19 protein-coding genes are annotated in these 21,091 nt (G+C 44.0%); 14 read left to right on the top strand and 5 right to left on the bottom strand.

Annotation, left to right across the window (positions count from 1 at the left end; genetic code table 11):
* Nucleotides 1–43 precede the first annotated feature (43 nt).
* Together ABD894_RS19805 and ABD894_RS19800 are read right to left on the bottom strand one after the other, a co-directional pair.
* Nucleotides 44–250, bottom strand: coding sequence for a DUF6358 family protein (locus tag ABD894_RS19805; RefSeq protein WP_345212811.1), 207 nt, complete (start codon nt 248–250; stop codon nt 44–46).
* A 3-nt stretch (nt 251–253) separates the two neighbouring features.
* The gene (locus tag ABD894_RS19800) at nt 254–568 is read right to left on the bottom strand and encodes a rhodanese-like domain-containing protein (protein ID WP_345212810.1); all 315 of its coding nucleotides are present in this window, start codon (nt 566–568) and stop codon (nt 254–256) included.
* Between the two features lie 231 nt (nt 569–799).
* Here ABD894_RS19800 and ABD894_RS19795 point away from each other — a divergent pair, with 231 nt between their 5' ends.
* From ABD894_RS19795 to ABD894_RS19760, 8 genes are all read left to right on the top strand, one after another.
* Nucleotides 800–1,918 (top strand): DUF4407 domain-containing protein, encoded by a 1,119-nt coding sequence (locus ABD894_RS19795; protein WP_345212809.1) that lies wholly within the window; start codon nt 800–802, stop codon nt 1,916–1,918.
* A 129-nt stretch (nt 1,919–2,047) separates the two neighbouring features.
* Nucleotides 2,048–3,925: a M61 family metallopeptidase gene (locus ABD894_RS19790; protein WP_345212808.1), complete on the top strand. Its 1,878-nt coding sequence runs from the start codon at nt 2,048–2,050 to the stop codon at nt 3,923–3,925.
* A gap of 7 nt (nt 3,926–3,932) precedes the next feature.
* Complete coding sequence (locus tag ABD894_RS19785; protein WP_345212807.1) at nt 3,933–5,231, top strand: M20/M25/M40 family metallo-hydrolase; 1,299 nt, start codon at nt 3,933–3,935, stop codon at nt 5,229–5,231.
* Nucleotides 5,232–5,277: 46 nt separating this feature from the next.
* Nucleotides 5,278–5,811, top strand: a complete 534-nt coding sequence (locus ABD894_RS19780; protein WP_345212806.1) for a YceI family protein — start codon at nt 5,278–5,280, stop codon at nt 5,809–5,811.
* Between the two features lie 55 nt (nt 5,812–5,866).
* Nucleotides 5,867–6,931 (top strand): sensor histidine kinase, encoded by a 1,065-nt coding sequence (locus ABD894_RS19775; protein ID WP_345212805.1) that lies wholly within the window; start codon nt 5,867–5,869, stop codon nt 6,929–6,931.
* A 47-nt stretch (nt 6,932–6,978) separates the two neighbouring features.
* Nucleotides 6,979–7,629 carry a DUF47 domain-containing protein gene (locus ABD894_RS19770; protein ID WP_345212804.1) on the top strand — a complete coding sequence of 217 codons (651 nt, stop codon included), beginning with the start codon at nt 6,979–6,981 and terminating at the stop codon, nt 7,627–7,629.
* 20 nt (nt 7,630–7,649) lie between these two features.
* Nucleotides 7,650–8,660 carry an inorganic phosphate transporter gene (locus ABD894_RS19765; RefSeq protein ID WP_345212803.1) on the top strand — a complete coding sequence of 337 codons (1,011 nt, stop codon included), beginning with the start codon at nt 7,650–7,652 and terminating at the stop codon, nt 8,658–8,660.
* A 156-nt stretch (nt 8,661–8,816) separates the two neighbouring features.
* Nucleotides 8,817–9,554: a DUF4197 domain-containing protein gene (locus ABD894_RS19760; protein WP_345212802.1), complete on the top strand. Its 738-nt coding sequence runs from the start codon at nt 8,817–8,819 to the stop codon at nt 9,552–9,554.
* A 607-nt stretch (nt 9,555–10,161) separates the two neighbouring features.
* Here ABD894_RS19760 and dinB read toward each other — a convergent pair.
* The gene (gene dinB, locus ABD894_RS19755; protein ID WP_345212801.1) at nt 10,162–11,268 is read right to left on the bottom strand and encodes a DNA polymerase IV; all 1,107 of its coding nucleotides are present in this window, start codon (nt 11,266–11,268) and stop codon (nt 10,162–10,164) included.
* 185 nt (nt 11,269–11,453) lie between these two features.
* Between dinB and nhaA the strand changes: the two genes are divergently transcribed.
* Nucleotides 11,454–12,620, top strand: a complete 1,167-nt coding sequence (nhaA, locus tag ABD894_RS19750; RefSeq protein ID WP_345212800.1) for a Na+/H+ antiporter NhaA — start codon at nt 11,454–11,456, stop codon at nt 12,618–12,620.
* On the opposite strand, the gene purU is transcribed toward nhaA, so the two are convergent.
* Entirely contained in the window at nt 12,621–13,448 is an 828-nt protein-coding gene (gene purU / locus ABD894_RS19745) for a formyltetrahydrofolate deformylase (protein WP_345212799.1), read from the bottom strand.
* Nucleotides 13,449–13,831: 383 nt separating this feature from the next.
* Between purU and ABD894_RS19740 the strand changes: the two genes are divergently transcribed.
* The 4 genes from ABD894_RS19740 (at nt 13,832) to ABD894_RS19725 (ending at nt 17,359) form a co-directional block, all read left to right on the top strand.
* Nucleotides 13,832–14,959 carry an alpha/beta hydrolase gene (locus ABD894_RS19740; RefSeq protein ID WP_345212798.1) on the top strand — a complete coding sequence of 376 codons (1,128 nt, stop codon included), beginning with the start codon at nt 13,832–13,834 and terminating at the stop codon, nt 14,957–14,959.
* Nucleotides 14,960–15,059: 100 nt separating this feature from the next.
* Nucleotides 15,060–15,743 (top strand): hypothetical protein, encoded by a 684-nt coding sequence (locus ABD894_RS19735; protein ID WP_345212797.1) that lies wholly within the window; start codon nt 15,060–15,062, stop codon nt 15,741–15,743.
* A 101-nt stretch (nt 15,744–15,844) separates the two neighbouring features.
* The gene (locus ABD894_RS19730; protein ID WP_345212796.1) at nt 15,845–16,348 is read left to right on the top strand and encodes a hypothetical protein; all 504 of its coding nucleotides are present in this window, start codon (nt 15,845–15,847) and stop codon (nt 16,346–16,348) included.
* A 45-nt stretch (nt 16,349–16,393) separates the two neighbouring features.
* A complete protein-coding gene (locus ABD894_RS19725; protein WP_345212795.1) occupies nt 16,394–17,359 on the top strand; it encodes an acetyl-CoA carboxylase carboxyltransferase subunit alpha in 966 nt (321 codons plus the stop codon).
* A 230-nt stretch (nt 17,360–17,589) separates the two neighbouring features.
* Here the strand turns inward: ABD894_RS19725 and ABD894_RS19720 are convergent, their stop codons facing one another.
* Entirely contained in the window at nt 17,590–19,953 is a 2,364-nt protein-coding gene (locus ABD894_RS19720; RefSeq protein ID WP_345212794.1) for an ABC transporter permease, read from the bottom strand.
* Nucleotides 19,954–20,199: 246 nt separating this feature from the next.
* On the opposite strand from ABD894_RS19720, the gene ABD894_RS19715 reads away from it, so the two are divergent.
* The gene (locus tag ABD894_RS19715; protein ID WP_345212793.1) at nt 20,200–21,051 is read left to right on the top strand and encodes a helix-turn-helix domain-containing protein; all 852 of its coding nucleotides are present in this window, start codon (nt 20,200–20,202) and stop codon (nt 21,049–21,051) included.
* The last annotated feature ends 40 nt before the right edge of the window (nt 21,052–21,091 follow it).

Raw genomic sequence — 21,091 nt, 5'->3', positions numbered from 1 at the left:
TTACGAAGTTTTGAAAACTTCGTAAGGCCGGAATATGGCAAGCTTAATTTTTCGAGTTATTTCTGTGCTGATCTATCAGCTCTTTTACTTCTTTACGCAGCCTTATTTTGAGGGCTATAAATACCCCGCCAATAAATATCGCGCCAAGTAAAAATTCGTAACGGCCATGTTCAACGCCCCAGTAACCTATAATAATAGCTATTACTATACCTACGTTGTACAGTACGTTAAGTGCAATCTTTTTACCCATGGCTTAGTACACTTGTATATCCGGGTCAATTTCGGCTTGCCAGGCTAATATACCGCCTTGCAGGTTGTACAGGTTGGTAAAACCCTGCTGCTCTAATTGCGCTACTGCTACCGCGCTGCGTTTACCGCTGCGGCACATAATAACTACCGGTTTATCTTTGTATAATTTATCTTTCTCAATTAAAATACCACCCAATGGTATATGCTGACCGCCAATGTTTGATGTTTCGTATTCAAAATCTTCCCTTACATCTATCAGCTGGAAATCTTCGCCCCTGTCAAGCTTTTCTTTTAATTCCTGTACGGTAATTTCGTTCATGGTATAATTATTTAATTTTCAAATGTATGTTTTTTATATAGCAAACAATCAAAATGGCTATTGTGGCCAATAAATATTTACAATAGCATTAAATGTTTATAATTAACGTTGCTCTTACTTAAAACACCATAACCGTTCCCTTTAAGGCAAATTGCAAATATTTGACCTTTTGTGCTGTAACAATCAGGCAGTAAAGGCGTTTTATAGTAGTTAAAGTAATTTTAATTATTGATGAAGAAAATTACCCGCTTTTTCTGGTTTTGTTCAGGAGCGCATATTGATACCCTAAAAAAGTACCCCATTGAACATAATAAGTATGTTGGTATAGGTGCCACCATATTCTTTACCGCCTTATTTGCAGCACTTTCCGGCGGTTATGCTATGTATTTCGTGTTCAGTGGCAGCGCTTTCGCGGTTGGCTTTGCCATACTGTTCGGCTTGCTGTGGGGTACCGCCATTTTTAATATGGACAGGTATATCGTATCAAGCATAAATAAAGAAGGCAGCACCAACCATCAGATCTTGCAGGCGTCGCCGCGTATTTTACTGGCTATTATGATAGGTGTTGTAATATCGCGCCCGCTCGAACTCAAGATATTTGATAAAGAAATACGCCAGAAGTTAAAAACATCTTACCTGAAAGGTCAGCACCGTAAAATTGATACCCTGCAAAAAACCTATCAGCAAAAATATGCTATGGAGCTGGGTAAAAACGTGGAGCTGAAAAAAGAGAAAGACTCCTTAGAGAAAGACATTAATCGCTCACGTTACCAGCTTAACCAGGAGGTTTTTGGCGATAAAACCAACCAAACTTCGGGCATATCGGGCTACGGCACTTATGCCAAGCAAAAGCAGTCGGTATTAGAAGAAAAGCAGGCCCGCCTGAAAACCGTTACCGATAATTTAGGACAGATGGACCAATACCTCAGCGCCCGTAAAGATTACGAAGGACTGAACAGCACGCGTCTTTTCTCCGAAAAACAACTAGACAGCCTCAGCAGTGTGGCCGGTTTCTCCGACCGTAACTGGGCCCTGGGGCAGCTCTCATATAATGAGAACGGCACGCGCGACCTGGATACTTATCTTGCCATAGCGTTCATTGGCTACCTGTTCATTTTGTTTGAGTGCTTACCGGTATTTGTAAAGTTGATGTCGCCCAAAGGGCCTTATGATACAGCCATCGCCAAAATAGCCGAAGCTAATATTTACCATGCCGAAAAGGATAAAGACCGCGACATTGCCGTTACCGATAACGTATACGATCACCATCTTGATGCCGATGTAAACAAGCGAAAGCAAATGATTACCGGCCAGGCAGAGTATGACTTGGGCAGGCATAGCTATGATTAATGTTTCGGCTGATAAGCAATAGCTTATACCATACGTATTACATCTTTTACAATAATAATCGGTTAACAGGCGGGCGCTTTTTACCGCTATTGAAAAATTATAGTAATTTCAGCCTGTTAACTGGTTCTCATGAAAAAACTTCTATTAGTGGCGGTGGCCTGTATAGGCACATCCGCGTTATTCGCGCAAAAAAGATCACAAGCCCCTGTATATTATAATGTATCGTTCCCTAACGCGGTACACCACGAGGCCGAGATTGTAATTACCGTACCGCAGGCACCTGCCGGCCCAATGCGTTTTCGCATGAGCCGTTCTTCGCCGGGGCGTTACGCCACGCACGAGTTTGGCAAGAATATATACAACGTAAAGGCATTTACCGATAAAGGCACCGAACTTCCTCTTAAGCAAATTGAGGGCGATGTGTACGAAGTAGCCATGCACCCTTCAACCGTAAACATTAGCTATACGTTGTTTGGCAATTGGGTTGATGGTACTTATGCCGGTATTGATGCCGGGCAGGCACACCTGAATATGCCCGCCAGTTTTATGTGGGTAGCAGGGCTCGACAAAAGACCTGTAAAATTCAAGTTCAACGGCATTGAAAAATACGGCTGGAAGGTATCAACCCAGTTAAAGAACGAGGGCGATAACGTGTACAGCGCGCCCAACCTGCAATACATGATGGATAGCCCTACCGAGCTGTCGAACTTTAAATCGGCATCTTGGGAGGTGGTAAATCCGGATGGTAAAAGGCAAAAGGTGAACCTGCATGTATATTCCGATGATAGTCAGCAGGTGGTAGATAACTTCGCCAAAATGGTGCAAAAGGTAGTACTGGAAGAAAAAGCGATATACGGCGAACTGCCAAATTACGATTATGGCGAATATACCTTCATCAACAACGTACACCCTACCGTAAACGGCGATGGTATGGAGCACCGCAACTCCACCATTATTACCGATCCTATTGATAAAATTGGTGGTAACGAGGTTGATGTGTTAAGCACTTTCTCGCACGAGTACTTTCACAGCTGGAATGTGGAGCGCATCCGCCCAAAATCATTAGAACCATTCAACTTTGAGCACTCCAACGTAAGTGCCGAACTTTGGTTTGCCGAGGGTTTTACGCAATACTATGGCGAAATGCTGCTGCGCCGCGCCGGTTTTCATGATGATGAAGCTTATGGCAAGGTGTTAGCCGGTTTGGTTAATTCGGTGTTGAACATGCCTGCCGCGGCTAAATATTCACCGGCCCAAATGAGCCGCTACGCGGTATTTGCCGATGCAGGTGTATCTATTGATGCCAATAATAACCCCAACATATTCACTTCGTACTATGTATATGGCGGCGCGACTGCCTTAGCGCTCGATCTGCGTTTGCGCAGCGAGTTTAACCTTACCCTGGATGATTATATGCGCAAGGTTTGGCAGCTATACGGCAAAAAAGAGAGGGCCTATACCATACCAATGCTGCAACTGGCGCTCGCACAGCTCACCAAAGAGCCGGGCTTCGCGTCGGATTTCTTCAAGCAATATATTTATGGGTTCGAGAAGAACAATTATGTACCGCTACTGGCCAACGCGGGCTTTGCTATGCAAAAGGCAAAACCGGGCGCGGCGTGGGCTGGTCCGCTGTTTAACAATTTTGGCCGCAGCCGTGCAGGGCAGGCACATTCGGCAGTGGCTGATAGTGGTTTGTTCATAGCAACGAGTACCGTACAAGGTACTCCTATTTACAAAGCAGGCATTGATGCCGGTGATGTGATATTGAAGGCAGATGGCAAGAGTATAAAAACGCAAAAAGAGTTTAACGATATCGTAGCGACCAAAAAACCGGGCGATAAAATAGTAGTGAATTATAAGAACCGTACAGGTGATCATCAAACTACTATCGTGTTAGAAGAAAACCCGTATTTTGAAGTCGTGCCGTTTGAAAAGGCGGGCAAAACATTAACGGCAGATCAGGAAGCTTTCCGTAATAATTGGTTACAATCAAAAGTTAAATAATACTATCATGAACATAAAACATATTATAGCCGCTTCGGCACTCGTTGCCTTATCGGTTAACAGCTTCGGGCAAAATGTTAACAAGCTGATAAAACGCGCCGATGTGGAGCGCATTATCAAAACCCTTTCGGCCGATGACATGCAGGGCCGTGGTACATTTACACCGGGCATTGAAAAGGCAGCCACATTTATAGCTAATGAATTTAAACAGATAGGCCTTACGCCATTAACGGGCAATAAGGGTTATCTGCAAAGCTTCAGCCTTAACCGTTCAACGCCGTTAAAAGCAACAGTAAACATCAACGGGACTGAATTATCGCCCGATTCGGCATTCGTAGCTGCCGGGGCATCCTTTACATGGGACAGCAACAGCGGCGCGGAGGTGGCAAAAATTGCAGCGGGAGCCAACTTCAGGGAAGAATATTTTAAATATATAGAGAGCGGCAAAAAGATGATCATCGTTGTTGATACTTCATTCCATGCCATATTTAAACGGATAAAACAGCGCTCGTCTGATGGTCAACTGGTAGCGAAAGGCAGCGAAAAACAAGCCCTTGTTTTTGTACTGGGTAAGTATGATGAGGTAAAGAATTACACTGTAACTTACGAAAGTAAAACCGAAGAACTGCCTTTGGCCAATGTTGTTGGTGTGTTAAAAGGTAAAACCAAACCCAAAGAGTTTGTGATCTTTTCGGGCCATTATGATCACCTCGGTATTATCAAACCAATGGATGGCGACAGCATAGCCAACGGTGCAGACGATGATGCGTCGGGCACCACGGCGGTGATCTCATTAGCCAGGTATTACAAAAAGCTAAACAATAACGCCCGCACCTTAATTTTCGTAGCCTTTACTGCCGAAGAAATTGGCGGTTACGGTTCACGCCATTTCTCAGAAAAAGTTGACCCCGAAAAAACTGTAGCCATGTTCAATATCGAAATGATTGGCAAGGCTTCAAAGTTCGGTACTAACTCGGCATTTATTACCGGTTACGAAAGGTCAAACTTCGGTACCATTTTGCAAAAGAACTTAAAAGGTACCGTGTTCCAGTTTCACCCGGATCCTTACCCGGAGCAGGAGCTTTTTTACCGCAGCGATAATGCCACACTGGCTCGTTTAGGTGTACCGGCACACAGTATTTCAACCGACCAGATAGACAGCGATAAGCTATACCACACAGTAAAAGATGAGTTCAGCTCGCTGGATGCAGGCAATATTACCTCAACCATCAGGGCTATCGCTTTAAGCTCGCGCACTATAGTAAGCGGCAAGGATACGCCTACGCGCATCGCTAAAGAAAAATAAGAGGAAGCTATTTATATAAAAACGTTTTTATTACCGTTAATTGAGCATGAAAAAATTTGGTTTTTTATTGGTTTGCGCGTTCATTATGTCATCAGCGTACGCGCAAACCAAAACTACTATAACCCGCCAGGTAGTTAGGTACGAAGTAAAAAATATGGGTATTACTACCGAGGGTAAGTTTAGCGACTTACAGGCCGATATAAAATTCACCCCGGCACAATTGGCTACCAGCAGCATTGAAGCATCGATCGATGCCAACTCCATCAACACCGAAAACACCAAACGCGACGAGCACCTGCGCAGCGAGAAGTTTTTTGATGTGGCACATTATGCAGCCATTACCCTAAAATCGGTTTCGTTTCAGCAAAAGAGCGGTAATAACTTCAAGTCGAAATTTAACCTTACCATAAAAGGCAAAACCAAAGCGGTTGATGTAACCTTCACTTATACCGAAACCGGCAACACGGCCAGTTTTAAAGGCAGCTTTAAAATAAACCGTAACGATTTTAATGTAGGCGGCAGCAGCATGGTGTTAAGCGACGAGGTAACCGTTTTTATTGAGGCTGATATTACTAAATAACAATTTCATAAAGTTTAGTTGATAACTAATACCCTCTAAAGGTTAACTTTACGGTATGAAACTGCGTGTACTTGTTTTTATCAACGCCTTTGCCGTTGCTGTTACCTTATCTGTTGCCAACTACTATTTTCAACATAACTGGCATGCTGTGATCGTTACCTTTTCGGTAGCGCTTATTATCAGCTTTCTGATATTTTATTACCTGATAGAGAAGTATATCTACTCGAAGATAAAACTGATCTACAAACTGATACACAACCTTAAACTGGGCCGCGACCTGCGCGATGCCCTTGGCGAACACGTAAGCGCCGACCCCATTAACGATGTGGAGCACGAGGTAAAAGAATGGGCAGCGCAAAAAAAGGACGAGATCAACGAGCTGCGCAAACAGGAGAAATTCCGCCGCGATTTCCTGTCGAACATATCGCACGAGTTTAAAACCCCGCTGTTTGCTATACAGGGTTATATTGATGCCATACAGGATGATGACCTGGAGGACAAGGATATGGCCCGCCAGTTTCTGCAAAAGGCAGCCCGCAATGTTGACAGGTTGAGCTATTTGATCAAAGACCTTGATGAAATTTCTAAACTGGAATCGGGTGAGATACCGATCAATTACTCTAAATTTAAGATCAACGATTTGCTGCGCGAAGTGATCGAGGCATCGGAAATGAAAGCCAAACAACATCATATTAAGCTGATATTCAAGCAAAAATACGACGACTCCATATTGGTATATGCCGACAGGCAGAAGATAAGCCAAGTGCTCATTAACCTGATAGATAACTCTTTAAAATACGGAAAAGAAGGTGGCAACACGGCCGTTAGTCTGTTCGATTTGCACGAGCAGGTACTGGTTGAAATTACGGATGATGGCATCGGCATTGAAGAGAAATTTTTACCGCGTTTGTTCGAACGCTTTTTCCGTACCGATACCAGCCGTTCGAGGCAGATAGGTGGTTCGGGTTTGGGACTGGCCATTGTTAAGCATATTATAGAGGCGCACCAGCAAACCATCAACGTGCGCAGTACCGAAGGATTAGGTTCAACTTTTGGCTTCACATTGCAAAAAGCCAAGCAGAATTTGCCCTTCCCGAGTTTACCAACACTAAAAAGTTAACATTAACTTAACATTGCAAAGTTACCTTTGTCGGAAATACGATTACGATGTCATTAAACAGTATATTTCAATACTTTGTACCTAAAGATAAAAAGGTTTTCTTTCCATTATTCGAGCAGGCTTCAAACAATGTGGTAGCAATGGCAACCATTTTAGTAGAGGCAGTTAACCTAAACAATGTTGCTACTAAAGAGGAGCTTTTTAAGCAAATTGATAAGTTAGAGAACAAGGGCGACGAAATAACCCACCAGATTTACCTGGAACTTGGCAAGAACTTTATTACTCCTTTCGACAGAGAAGATATACATGCGCTGGCAACCGCAATTGACGACGTAGCCGATTATATACACGGTGCCGCTAACCGTATGAGCCTTTACCGTATTGATGCCCCTAACGATCATATCAGCAAATTATCTGAATTGATACTACAGGCCAGCATCGATCTTGAAAAAGCCGTAAGGGAACTGAAAGACCTTAAGAACGTACGTAACATAGCTGATTCATGCATCAGGATAAACAGTGTGGAAAACCAGGCCGATTATGTATTTGACCGCGCCGTTGCCGACCTGTTCCTGTACGAGAAAGACGCTATCCAACTGATAAAATACAAAGAGATATATGCCGCGCTTGAAACCGCGACAGATATGTGCGAGGATGCCGCCAACGTAATGGAATCAATTTTAGTTAAAAACGCGTAACTTCCTTTATACCACCACACATGGTTACTTCCCTGCTTGTTGTAGTAATAGTTCTGGCAATCATTTTCGATTTCATCAATGGTTTTCATGATGCCGCCAACTCTATCGCTACCATCGTATCAACAAAAGTACTTACGCCTTTTCAGGCCGTGTTATGGGCAGCAGCCTTTAACTTCTTGGCTTTCTTTGTTATAAAAGACCACAAAGTAGCCAACACCATTGCCAAAATTGTACTGCACGATTATGTAACCATCCATGTAATTATGGCCGGTTTAATTGCCGCCATCACCTGGAACTTAATTACCTGGTGGTTCGGTATCCCATCCAGCTCGTCGCACACGCTTATAGGCGGCTTTGCCGGTGCCGGTATGACCAATGCCTTATACATGGGTCATAATATGTTAAGCGCTGTTAAAATGGATTATGTGATCCAGATCATATCCTACATTGTATTGGCGCCGTTCATCGGTTTATTTATCGCTTATATTATTACCATACTTATATTACACTTGTGTAAAAATGCCAAGCCCTCTACTGCCGAACGTTGGTTTAAAAGAGGCCAGCTGGTATCATCTGCCGCGCTGAGCTTTGCACACGGTGGTAACGACGCGCAAAAGGTAATGGGTATCATCTACGTATCGCTGGTAACTACTAACGTAATTACCGATGGCATGCCAATGCCGGAGTGGATCCCGCTTACCTGTTACAGCGCCATCGCATTAGGTACCATGTCGGGCGGTTGGAAGATCGTTAAAACTATGGGTACCAAAATTACCAAGGTAACCCCGCTTGAAGGTGTAAGTGCCGAAACCGCGGGTGCCGTAACATTGTTCATCACCGAGCGTTTGGGTATACCGGTTTCAACCACGCACACCATTACCGGTTCAATTATCGGTGTGGGCTTAACCAAACGTGTATCGGCTGTACGCTGGGGTGTAACCATTAACCTGGTTTGGGCATGGATCATCACCATCCCTATTTCGGCACTGATAGCCGCGGGTGTTTATTCGCTGTTCCGCGTATTCGCTTAACAATATTGAATCAATTCACAATATATGATCCCGGCCACAAAAACCGGGATTTTTTGTTTTTAACCCGTTTCAAAATATACTTATAGCGGGCATGTTACACTAAGTATTTCGAGATGAACGCTAAACCATTTACCTTTATACAGGTTTAAACTACATATGAAAAAAGCATTTTTACTAATCCCCGCCGCATTATTATTGTTAGCGCCACTATCTGGCTGCGACACCCTTAACCAGGTAGCACAAACTGCCGGGCAACAACTGGGCAACCCATCAGCCTTAGAAATAGCATCGGGCCTAAAACAGGCTTTGGAGCAGGGCACCACCAAAAGCTCAAGCCAGTTATCGGCAGTAGATGGTTTCTTCGGGAACGCGGTAGTGAAAATACTTTTTCCACCCGAAGCGCAAAAAGCTGAAAAAACATTACGCTCTTTAGGTTTGAACAGTTTATGCGATAACGTGATATTATCACTTAACCGCGCCGCTGAAGATGCCGCCAAAGAAGCAAAACCTATCTTCATCAATTCAATAAAACAGCTTACCCTGCAAGATGCCACCAACATATTGTTCGGTAATAAAGACGCCGCTACCGAATACTTTAAACGTACTACCGTTAACCAGCTTACCGAAAAATTTAAACCGGTGATACAAGCAAGCTTAAGCAAGGTTAACGCTACTAAATACTATAGCGATGTAGTTACAGCCTATAACAAAGTACCACTGGTTAGCACCAAACTTAACCCCGACATCAGCGCCTACGTAACCCAAAAAGCTATTGAAGGCCTGTTTGTAGAGATAGCCAAAGAAGAGCTGAACATCCGCCAAAACCTATCGGCTCGCTCAACACCATTGCTGCAAAAAGTGTTTAGTTATGCTGATAAGAATAAGAAAGGTTAAGGATAGATGCAAGAGTAGAGATTCAGGAGACAGGATAAAATAGGCAATGCTGTCACGAGTTTAGCTTTGCTAAACTCGTGACCAAATATGGTGTAAGCTTTCAGCTTACCGGCAGCTGAAAGCTGCTAACATGCCGGGTCACGGGGTGCAACCCCGCGACAGCGAGAGAGACTAACGAACCGCCCTGTTGAATGTGTCGTCAGCAAACAGCTTCGGGCGAAAACGGGCAGAACTGTGAAGACCATGAGCGCAAAGGCGGGCATAGCGAACTTGTTGCATGTGGGGAGGAATGGCGCGGCGGGGCAAAAGTTCCAGCCCTAAGTTCTGACTGTTTTGCAGGGGAATGGCCTTGTGCGGCCAAGAAGCCTTTTGCTGGACATGACCTTTTGCTACTTTTGGGGCACAGCCAAAAGTAGTAGCCGCTGCGGCAATGAGCAGACTGACGTTAATTACAGCACAAACTCTGAAAGAAGCAGAAAAAACGCGACGGGATTGCTTCGTACCTCGCAATGACACGATTGATTTAATAATGATGACAGCTTGATGTGTACAGATGCTTCGTACCTCAGCATGACAGGTTTCTTATGGGTTTGAGTAAGAAAAAATCTTAAAACAACTTCAACTGTTCACTCACTTCATCCCCTTTAACTTTAACAGCCGCCTCTCCAAAATTTGATAACGAGATTCCTAACAAGCGGATGCGTTTATCATCAATACCAGATGCCAGCAAGAGCTGCTTCGCAGTGTTACCAATAGTTTCGAGATCGCCTACCGGGAATGGGAAAGATTGGTTGCGAGTGATCTGCCGGAAATCGTGATATTTTATTTTGAGGGTTATGGTACGGCCTTTTAAGTTGTATTTCAGCAGGCGGTTGTAAACCGCTTGAGCAATTTTATCCAGTTCGTCGTTCATTTCTTCAACCGTGGTAAGGTCGTAAGCGAAGGTGTCTTCTGCACCCATCGATTTGGTTTCGCGGTGAGGCTGTACCGCACGCTCATCTACACCACGCACTATCTGGTAATAGAATTTGCCAACCTTGCCGAACCTGCCTGTGAGTTCATCCTGTGTGAGCTTCTTTAAATCGGCACCGGTGTGTAGCCCCATTTTCTTCATCTTGTCGGCCGTTACCTTGCCTACGCCATGAAATTTCTCTACGGGCAGTTGCTCCATAAATGCCTCAATAGCCGATGGACCGATGAACTTCAATCCATCGGGTTTATTAATATCAGACGCTATTTTGGCCACAAACTTATTGACAGATACCCCTGCGGAGGCAGTTAACTGCAATTCATCCTTTATAGCCTGTTTTATTTGCTTGGCAATTTCAATGGCCGATCCCACATTCAGCTTGTCATCGGTAACATCAAGATAAGCTTCATCCAGCGATAGCGGCTCTATCAGATCAGTATACCGGCTGAAGATCTCCCTTATTTTTTGCGACACTTCTTTATAAACCGCAAATCGTGGTCGCACAAACAAAGCATGCGGACAAAGCTGCAAAGCCTTTTTTGAGGGCATTGCCGAACGGATGCCAAACTTACGTGCCTCATAACTCGCGGTAGCCACCACGCCTCCCCTGCCCTCGGGCGGGCCACCAACTACCAAAGGTTTGCCCCGCAATTCGGGATTATCCCGCTGCTCAACCGATGCGTAAAATGCGTCCATATCAATATGGATTATCTTGCGGTAAGTAGTGGTGGTTTCATTATCCATCGGTTATGTAAAATTACGGAGAAGTATTGAGTTGTGGGTTGTAAGTTGTGGATATTGGGGTTCGAGGTTTCAGGTTCCGCGATCGGGTGCTGGGTGGATGCAATTCTGTGAAAACCTTCATATTCCTTGTAGTTAAATCAGGAACATGCTCCCCTGTTTCCCTCTTAAATTTATAACTTGCAGCTATGGCTAAATTACGGCGATTGCAGCGGGCTATTGATTTCATTGAGCATCCATCATCAAGCGGAATCATCTTATTAAGCTGTGTGATTATCTCGCTGATTATCGCTAACTCATCTTTGAATGACGCCTTGAACAATATCCTGAACAGCCATCCCGGTACCGAACTTTCCGTTTCCGCATGGATCAATGACGGACTGATGGCTATCTTCTTTTTGATGGCCGGGCTTGAAATTAAACGGGAGATAGTGGAGGGGGAACTATCAGATGTTAAAAAAGCTACTTTACCTGTATTATGCGCATTGGGCGGCATGCTATTCCCTGCCGCTATTTACGCTTTACTGAATCAAAACCTCACTACATCGGCCGGTTGGGGAATACCCATGGCTACCGACATAGCCTTTGCCATAGCCATTTTAAATGTGCTGAAAAAGTTCATTCCTGCATCGTTAAGGGTGTTTTTAACGGCGCTGGCCATTGTCGACGATTTGGGCGCCATAGTAGTTATCGCTGTTTTTTACTCGCAGGGAATCCATTACGATCAACTGCTTTATGCAGGAGGCTTTTTCGCGCTATTGTTGATATTTAACGCCTTTCAAATAAAACATATCGTATTTTATTTGATACCAGGAATATTCATCTGGTATTTTATTCATCACTCCGGTGTACATGCTACGGTGGCGGGAGTGTTAACAGCCATGGCTATCCCGGTAAAAACACGCTCGGGTTACCAGCCGGTAGCAGCGCTGGAACACAAATTATCAAACCCGGTGAATTTTCTAATTATCCCGTTATTCGCTCTGGCTAATACCAATATCCGGTATGAGGGTGGTATGTTGGGCGAGTTATTTAGCCCATTAGGTTTGGGAGTAATTTGCGGATTGGTTTTGGGTAAACCATTGGGCATTTTACTAATGGCCTGGGCGGCGGTAAAATCGAAATTAAGCAAACTACCTGTGCAGGCAAATTGGATACACATGGCAGGCATGGGTTTGCTGGCAGGCATCGGTTTTACTATGTCGATATTTATCGCACTGCTATCGTTTAACACACCGGCCCTCCAAAGCGAAGCCAAGTTTGCTATCTTGATAGCATCTGTTTTGGCTGCATCTGCCGGGTATATCTGCCTTAAAACTTATTCCTCAAAACAAAAAGCGGTGGCAAATAAATAGTTATTCTATAATCACGGTTTTATTATTGTACACAAATACCCTATCGTCAAATACCAGTTTCAGCGCCTGTGCCAGTACGGATGTTTCTACTTCTTTACCTGCGTTCATCATGGTGGCGGCGGTGTAGGTATGGTTTACGGGGATGATCTGCTGAGCAATGATGGGACCTTCATCCAGCTCGTCGGATACGAAATGCGCCGTTGCGCCTATCAGTTTTACACCACGTTCAAAGGCCTTACGGTAAGGGTTTGCTCCCACAAAGGCAGGCAAAAAAGAGTGATGTATATTGATGATCCGCATCGGGAAATACTTATTAAAATCTGCCGACAGTATCCGCATAAATTTGGCGAGCACAATGTAATGCGGATCGTACTGCTGCACCAGTTGGGTTATGTGCTGTTCGGCTTGCAGCTTATCCTGCGTTTCGTACGATACATGGTGAAAGGGCACATCAAAACGCTTGCAGATATCTTCCAGCACGGTGTAATTACCAATTACGCATTGCACTGTAGCCCCCAGCGTACCAAAATAATTACGGATCAGTATATCTGCCAGGCAATGGTACTCTTTGGTTACCAGCACCACTACTTTTTTATCGGGCTGTGGGTTTATTTTGATCACAGCATCGGCAGGTAATATGGATTGCAGTTCCTGTTCTAAATCAGGACTAACCGTATCCCCGGCCACTTCCAGGCGCATAAAAAACAGGTTTTCGGCAACATCAACATGCTCGCCAAGCGAGATAATATTGTATTGATGTTTAGACATCAGGGCAGATATGGAAGCCACTAAACCCACCTGGTCGCGGCACTGGATAACGATGATCATGCTGAATTATAAATTGCCGTAAAGTTATAAATTGATGCCGATGCTCAAAGTGATCTGTTGATTTACAGCGATTAAAATTACAGGCATCAAAAAAGGGCACCGTTGCCGATGCCCCCATTAGTTCTATAATTGGGATAAAGAATCGCCTGCATTTGCAGGTTTCCCTCATCCTTAATTAAAGAAGACTTTAAAAAGTTGATTCAGCCGCTAACAGCATTTATTAGCATGGCGATATTAACAGTGCAGTTACCATGCCAGTATTTTTCAAATTAATTAATTTTTTTTCATTAAACACAACTTTAAGTTGTTGGAGTTTAGCGCAAGTTGGCTAACCTTTTCTGAAAAGCGGTGTTCTTTAAATCGAAAAACATCTATCAACAAACATGAAAACAAAACTATTAACGTATGCAGCAATGGTTGGTATGGCCATATTTGCATCCTGCGAATCAAAAAAAGCCGGTGACACTACCGACTCTGTTACGGTAGCAACCGACAGCTCGGCAACCAACGCTGTCGACAGTATTAAACCCAAAGGAGCCGCACCGGCTTGGGCGCCTGATATTAAACCGCAAATGCAGGTGGTAATTGAAAAACTAGCCTCGTATGGCGATAAACCTATCCCACAGCTTACAGCAGTGCAAGCACGCAAAAACCACACCCCTACCGATGCGGTAAAAGACGTAATGGCCGAGTATAAAATACCTGCGCCTGTATTTAATGTAGATACTACCGGCAAGGATATCGCTGTAGAAGGTGGCAATATTCATTTACGTATCTACACGCCAAAATCGGGCAGCGGTCCATTCCCGGTAATTGTTTATTACCATGGTGGCGGTTTCGTTATCGCCAATTTGGATGTGTATGACGCGTCGGCTAATGTACTGGCTGATAAAACCGGGGCCATTGTGGTATCAGTAGCTTATCGTTTGGCACCTGAACATAAATTCCCGGTAGCGCATAATGATGCTTACGCCGCCTATAAATGGGTGGTGGATAACGCGGCCTCTATAAAAGGCGATAGCAAAAAGATTGCCGTAGCAGGCGAAAGCGCGGGTGGTAACCTTGCCGTAAATACCGCCATTGCCGCACGCGATAAAGGCATACAGGCACCTGTACATATACTGGCCGTTTACCCGGTTGCAGGCGCGGACATGAACACACCATCGTACGTAAAGAACGCGGCTGCCAAACCATTGGATAAACCGATGATGCTATGGTTTGTTAAAAACTACCTGAACAATATGGGCGAAGCAAAAGATCCGCGCATTAACCTGGTGGCTGCCAAACTGAAAGGTTTACCTGCAACTACCATTATTACCGCCCAGATAGATCCGCTGCAAAGCGATGGTATGATGCTGGCCGATAAGTTAAAAGCTGCCGGTGTAACCGTTGACAGTAAAAATTACGACGGTGTAACGCATGAGTTTTTTGGCATGGGCGCGGTAGTACCGCAAGCTATGGAAGCCGAAATGTATGCCGTTGGCGAATTGAAAAAAGCCTTCGGATTGTAAGAGAATATTATTGTTATAAACAGAACGCCGGGCTAATGCTCCGGCGTTTTTTGTATTGGGGATTATTACTAAGTTTGATGAAACCTAAATCAATTATAACATGATTAAAACCTGCTTCTTCATAGTATTATTTGCCACATGTAGTTTCAACGCTACATGCCAGCAAAAGATGGAGGTTTATGAAGATGCTACTTCATACTCGTATAAAGGCTTTTCTAAAAAGATAGCATTGCTCAGCCAATTGCCCCCTAAAGTAAATAAGAACGTAGATAGGATCATGAGATCAACATTTGGAGATTTCTATCCATACATTACATTTCGGGACGGCCAAATAGTAAACCTTAAAAAGTATTTTGCAGATTCAAATGCTTTAAATCGAAAATACGGTATTATACCTAAGTATGACCTTGTTTTTAGGCTGAAAGACACACTTTCTGCAATAAAGTTATATACCATTTTTCTTCAATTGGATGAATATGGCCAGGTTCTCCATATTAACTGGCCGCGCGCTCATCCGGCGACAAACAAGTTCAGGGATGTAAAGTCTGTAGAATACTTTGTCTTAAAAAAAGCAGTTGAATTTAAATTCAATGAAAAAGGATATACCGTGCATTTTAGTTATGATAAAGGACAGGAAAAATTCTTTTGGGAATTTATGTTTCCGGTGATTGGTGGCGAAAAAGGCGAACGAAAGGACTATGATGTTATCAAGGTAAATTGGCAGAGAAACGACGAAAATAATTACATGATATACAAAACACAAGTAATAAGCATCTACGATTAATGATACCTCTTCCTTTGTTTTAAATTGATTACAGGCTAAACATATATCGCTATAAATACTACCTTCGGCCTATTACCGTTTAAGCAAAAAAAAAAACATCTATGCTGAAACCACTATTTTCTTTTATGCTGATGGCCGTTGCTTCAGCAGGTTACGCGCAAACTATTGTTGATAGCTCGGCAACACGATCGCCGGTAAAAACACTGAACCTGAAGCTATATGATGCCCTGCTGAAAGGCGAAGATGTATACGATATGGCACTGGCCGGTGAGCTTAACCATTATCCGTCACCAGGTAAAATACTCGATTATAAGAAAGAGCTTGATCTTAGTCCGCAGCAGGTAACAAAGCTTACGACTATCAATACCGAACTCATCCGCAAGAAGAAAGAAATGGGTAGCTTCATCATTAAAAATGAGCGGGTAATTGACAGCCTTTTCCGCACTAAAAAAGCAAACGACGGCAACATTATCTTCTTCACTAACCGCTATGGTATATACCATGGCGAGTTGCGCAATGCCATTTTACAGGCATGTGTAAAGGTGCAAAGTTTGCTGACACCCAAACAGATAAGCAAGTTTGAACGTTTGCTTAACGGTAAATAACAATATGCCATTACAATTACTTAAATTTGCCCCGGAAAGAATTGTATGAAGATCACATTTGACTTTGAAAAACCTTTAGCCGAACTGCAAACGCAGATTGATAAGGTTACACAGATAGAAGATAAGAACAAACTGGATATGTCGGCTACGCTGGCAGAGCTTAACATTAAGCTTGAAGAAGCAAAAAAGGAAGTGTACGGCAACCTTAACGGCTGGCAAAAGGTACAGATCTCGCGTCACCCGGAAAGACCATACACCCTGCAATATATTGAGCTGATTTGCGATGATTTTATTGAGCTGCACGGCGACCGTACCGTTGGCGACGATAAAGCTATCGTAGGCGGTTTTGGCACCATCAATGGCCAAACAGTAATGATCATCGGTCACCAAAAAGGCCGTAACACTAAAGAGCGCCAGTACCGCAACTTCGGTATGGCTAACCCCGAAGGTTATCGTAAGGCTTTACGCCTGATGAAACTGGCCGAAAAATTTAACAAACCTGTAGTTACCCTGATAGATACACCGGGAGCATTTCCGGGTCTTGAAGCTGAAGAACGCGGACAAGGTGAGGCTATTGCCCGTAACCTGTTAGAAATGTCGGTACTTAAAGTGCCTATCATTTGCGTTATTATTGGCGAAGGTGCATCGGGTGGTGCATTGGGTATAGGCATTGGCGATAGGGTGTTGATGCTGGATAACTCATGGTATTCGGTAATTTCTCCGGAAAACTGCTCAACCATCCTGTGGAAAACATGGGAGAATAAAGAGCGCGCGGCAGAGGTATTAAAGCTTACCTCAACCGAAATGCTGAAAAATAAGTTAATTGACGGCGTGGTGAAAGAACCGCTTGGCGGCGCTCATCAGGATCCCGTTGCTATGGCAGCCATCCTTAAAAAGCAATTGCTGAAGGATTTGAAAACCCTCAAAGAAAAAAACATCGACGAACTGGTAACCGAACGCATAGATAAATTCTGCTCCATGGGCGTAGTTATCGAAGGCGACCAGGAATAACATAGAAAAGCCTCTCCAAAACGGAGAGGCTTTTGTGAGTTGTAGGTTATGAGTTTTGGGTTGTAAGTGCTTAATAGCTCTAACATTGTCTGCCTATACAGCAGCAGCTAAATATAAAATTCCATCAACCTTCTTTGCGTAGCAGAGAGGGTCGCCCAGCGAAGCGTAGGCGGGGTGAGTCCAAACAATTAAAATACGCTTCACAAAACCCCCAACAAAGCATTCAAACATTATTCCGTTCTTAAACTCTTAATAGGGTTAACAATGGCGGCTTTTATTGATTCGTAGCTTACGGTAAGCCAGGCAATGCCTAACGCGGCTATGGAGGCTATAAAGAACACTAACCAGCTTACATGTATATGGTAAGCAAAGCCAGCCAGCCAACTGTTCACCGCGTACCATGACAGCGGGATGGCTATAACTATAGCGATCAGGATTAACCGGGTAATGCCTAAAGACAATAAGTATACGAGGTTCAGTACTGATGCGCCCAATACTTTACGTACGCCAATCTCTTTTGTACGCTGTTCGGCCATAAATGCCGACAGGCCGTACAACCCTAAGCAAGATATAAAAACACCAAGCAATGCAAACAGGTTAAAAATATTTCCCATTTGCTGCTCGCCTTTATAAAGGTTGGATAATTGCTGGTCTATAAAGTCGAATTTGAAAGGATGCGCAGGATTGAGCCCCGCGTTTATTTTGCCTAAAGCCGCTATCGTAGCGTTGGTTTTGCCCGGTAATGTGCGCACCACCGCATAGCCGCCTATCTTATTAAAAGGCATAATTAACGGCTCTATATTTTGCTGGACGGGTTTAAAATTAAAATCTTTCACAACACCAACAATGGTGCCCTTGTTGCCCCATAGCGTTAAAGGTTTACCTATGGCATCACTCGTTTTCAGGCCCATAATGCTCAGCATCTTTTCGTTTACCATGTAATTGTTCGAGTCGGTTTTAAATGCCCGAGAGAAGCTTCGGCCAGCTACCATTTTCATCCTGAACGTGCGCACAAAATCTTCATTAACGGCCATCACAGGCACGGCTATCTGTGAGTGCGGATCTTTACCGTTCCAGTCAACACTTACGGTCCAACCGCCCAGGTTAAGGGGCAGATCGGTAATCAGGGCAAAATCGCTGGTAAGCGGGTTTTGTTTTAATTCGGTTTGATACGCTTGCTGCTTATTCCAGATATCCCCCGTCATCGGCACATATAATAAATTGGCCTTTTCAAAACCGGGGTTGCGTTCCCTCATAAATTTAAGCTGATTATAGATCACCACCGTACCTACCAGCAATACAATAGACACCATGAACTGAACTACTACCAAAGTATTGCGGAACAGTAAATTACCGCCCATCGACTTCACATTTCCCTTGAGCACCTTAACCGGGTTAAAGCCCGAAAGAAACAAGGCCGGATAGCTGCCAGAGATCAACCCGGTTAACAGGGCAATACCGAAAAGGCTTAGCCAAAGTTTGGCATCGGTTATATTGATGGTTAGCTTTCTGTTGGCCAACTCATTAAATACCGGTAAAAAGAAACTAACTATAACTACCGCGAGTATTAAAGATAGGAACGAGATAAATACCGATTCGCTTAAGAACTGGAAGATGAGCTGCCCCCTTACCGCGCCTGCTACCTTACGCAAACCAATCTCCTTGGCCCTGCGTGCCGAACGCGCTGTAGCCAGGTTCATAAAATTGATACAGGCCACCACCAGTATTAGAATGGCGATAATGAAAAATATGCTCACATATTGCGCGTTGCCGTGGCCCGGCATATCACCCAGTTTTTCGGGCGCGAGGTGTATTTTGGTCAGTGGTTGTAGTTGAAATGAGGCCTTCATTTCGTCGTGTTTTTTAAATATGCCGTCAATTTGCTTTTCCAGCTTTGCTAAATTGGCATCTGATGCATCAAAACTTTTATCTAACTGTACGTAATCGTAAAAATTAAAATTACTCCATACACTATTCTTCACGTCGTTATTGGTTCTTGCCAATGAGGTCATCGGGAGCACGAAATCGAATTGCAGATCGGAGTTGGCAGGTACATTCGCCAGCACACCTGTCACTATTACGTTTTCTTTATTGTCTTTCCGTATTACCTTGCCAATAGGGTCGTCGGTGCCGAAATATTTTGCGGCCATGGCCTCGGTTATTAAAACGCCATCTATCTGCTTTAAGGAAGTAGCCCGGTCGCCCTTTACCAGCGGGAACGAAAACACATCCATAAAACTCTCATCGGCATAGATCACCCCTTCCTCTTCAAACTTTTTGCTGCCTGTTTCCAGCAGCATGGTGTTGCTGGGTTGCACGCGGACGGTATTTGTAATTTCCGGCATTTCCGCTTTTAAACCTGCGGGCATACCTGCCGGGGTTCCCACTGTTTTTGAGTCGCCCAAATCGCAGGCTATGCGATAGATCTGCCCGGCATTGGCGTGAAACTTATCGTAACTCAGTTCATTTTGCACCCAAAGCAATATCAATATACTCGATGCCAAGCCTATCGCCAATCCCGTTATGTTAATAATAGAATAAGCTTTATCCTTAGTTATATTTCTGTAAGCGAGTTTAAAATAGGTTTTGAACATGATGATGCTTTTTTAAAAGATCGGTTTAATTCACAAGCTTTTACCTCAACGTTACCAATACCATTCAAACTCGTGCCAATAATATAAAAGTCTAATTGACAATAGTTTAATAGTGATTAATCAACAATATTCGTTCGGAAACGTTACACCATGTGTTCGTTTTTGCTTGTCAATTTTCCTACAACTTACAACCCACAACTTACAACTCCTCACAACTCACAACAATTATTTACATTTGAGCGCTACATGAAAGATATCCCGTTACATCAGTTAAAAGACAGGGCCACCTCCGGGATGGAACTGTTTCACTTTGTTCCCGGTGATTCGCATTACAAGTCCGAAACACTCGGTGCCCATCGCGACGATCATTATATATTTTTCCTGGTAGAAAGCGGCGATGCTTCGCTGATGATCGACTTCCACGAGATCCGCTTTTCGCCACCCTGCCTGTACTATGTTTTACCCGGACAGGTGCATCATCGCATTAATAATGTAGTAGCAGGCGGCTGGTTTATGGCGATAGATACCTTGCTGATACCACCCGATTACCGAAAGATCTTCGAAAATCAGCTTTTCTTGCAGCAACCTTACGCTTTAAATGATACGCAGCTGCGCCAATGCCGCGAGGTGCTTGGTTTACTATTTGAAAAATACGCGGAGGATGAGAAACAACCTTTTTGCCTGCCAGTGATGCACTCGCTGCTGCAATCGTTTTTGGGGATGGCTGCCGGCTGCTTTAGCTGTTCGAGCAATCAGGGCATCACCATATCGCGACCGGTTGAGTTGGCGCAGCAGTTTAAACTGTTACTGGTAGAAAACCTGCGTACGCTTAAAAGTCCATCAGCTTATGCCGAAAAACTGAATGTATCCGAGAGTTACCTTAATGAGTCATTAAAAAAGGTGACCGGCCTATCGGTAAGCTACTGGATACAGCACGAAGTAATGCTGGAAGCCAAGCGCTTACTCTATTACAGCGAGATGAATGTTAAAGAGATAGCGCATGCTTTAGGCTATACAGATCATGCCTATTTTTCGCGCATTTTTAAGAAGGCCGAGGGAAGTACTCCTTTAGCTTTCAGAACGCATTACCGCAAATAGTCCAATCATTACCTTAAGTGTGCCATTGTTGACGAAGTGC

Origin of the sequence: Mucilaginibacter gynuensis, assembly GCF_039541195.1 — a bacterium.
In the GTDB taxonomy this organism is placed as follows: domain Bacteria; phylum Bacteroidota; class Bacteroidia; order Sphingobacteriales; family Sphingobacteriaceae; genus Mucilaginibacter; species Mucilaginibacter gynuensis.
Note: the sequence above shows the minus strand (reverse complement) of the source record. Positions and strands in the feature narration are given on the sequence as shown.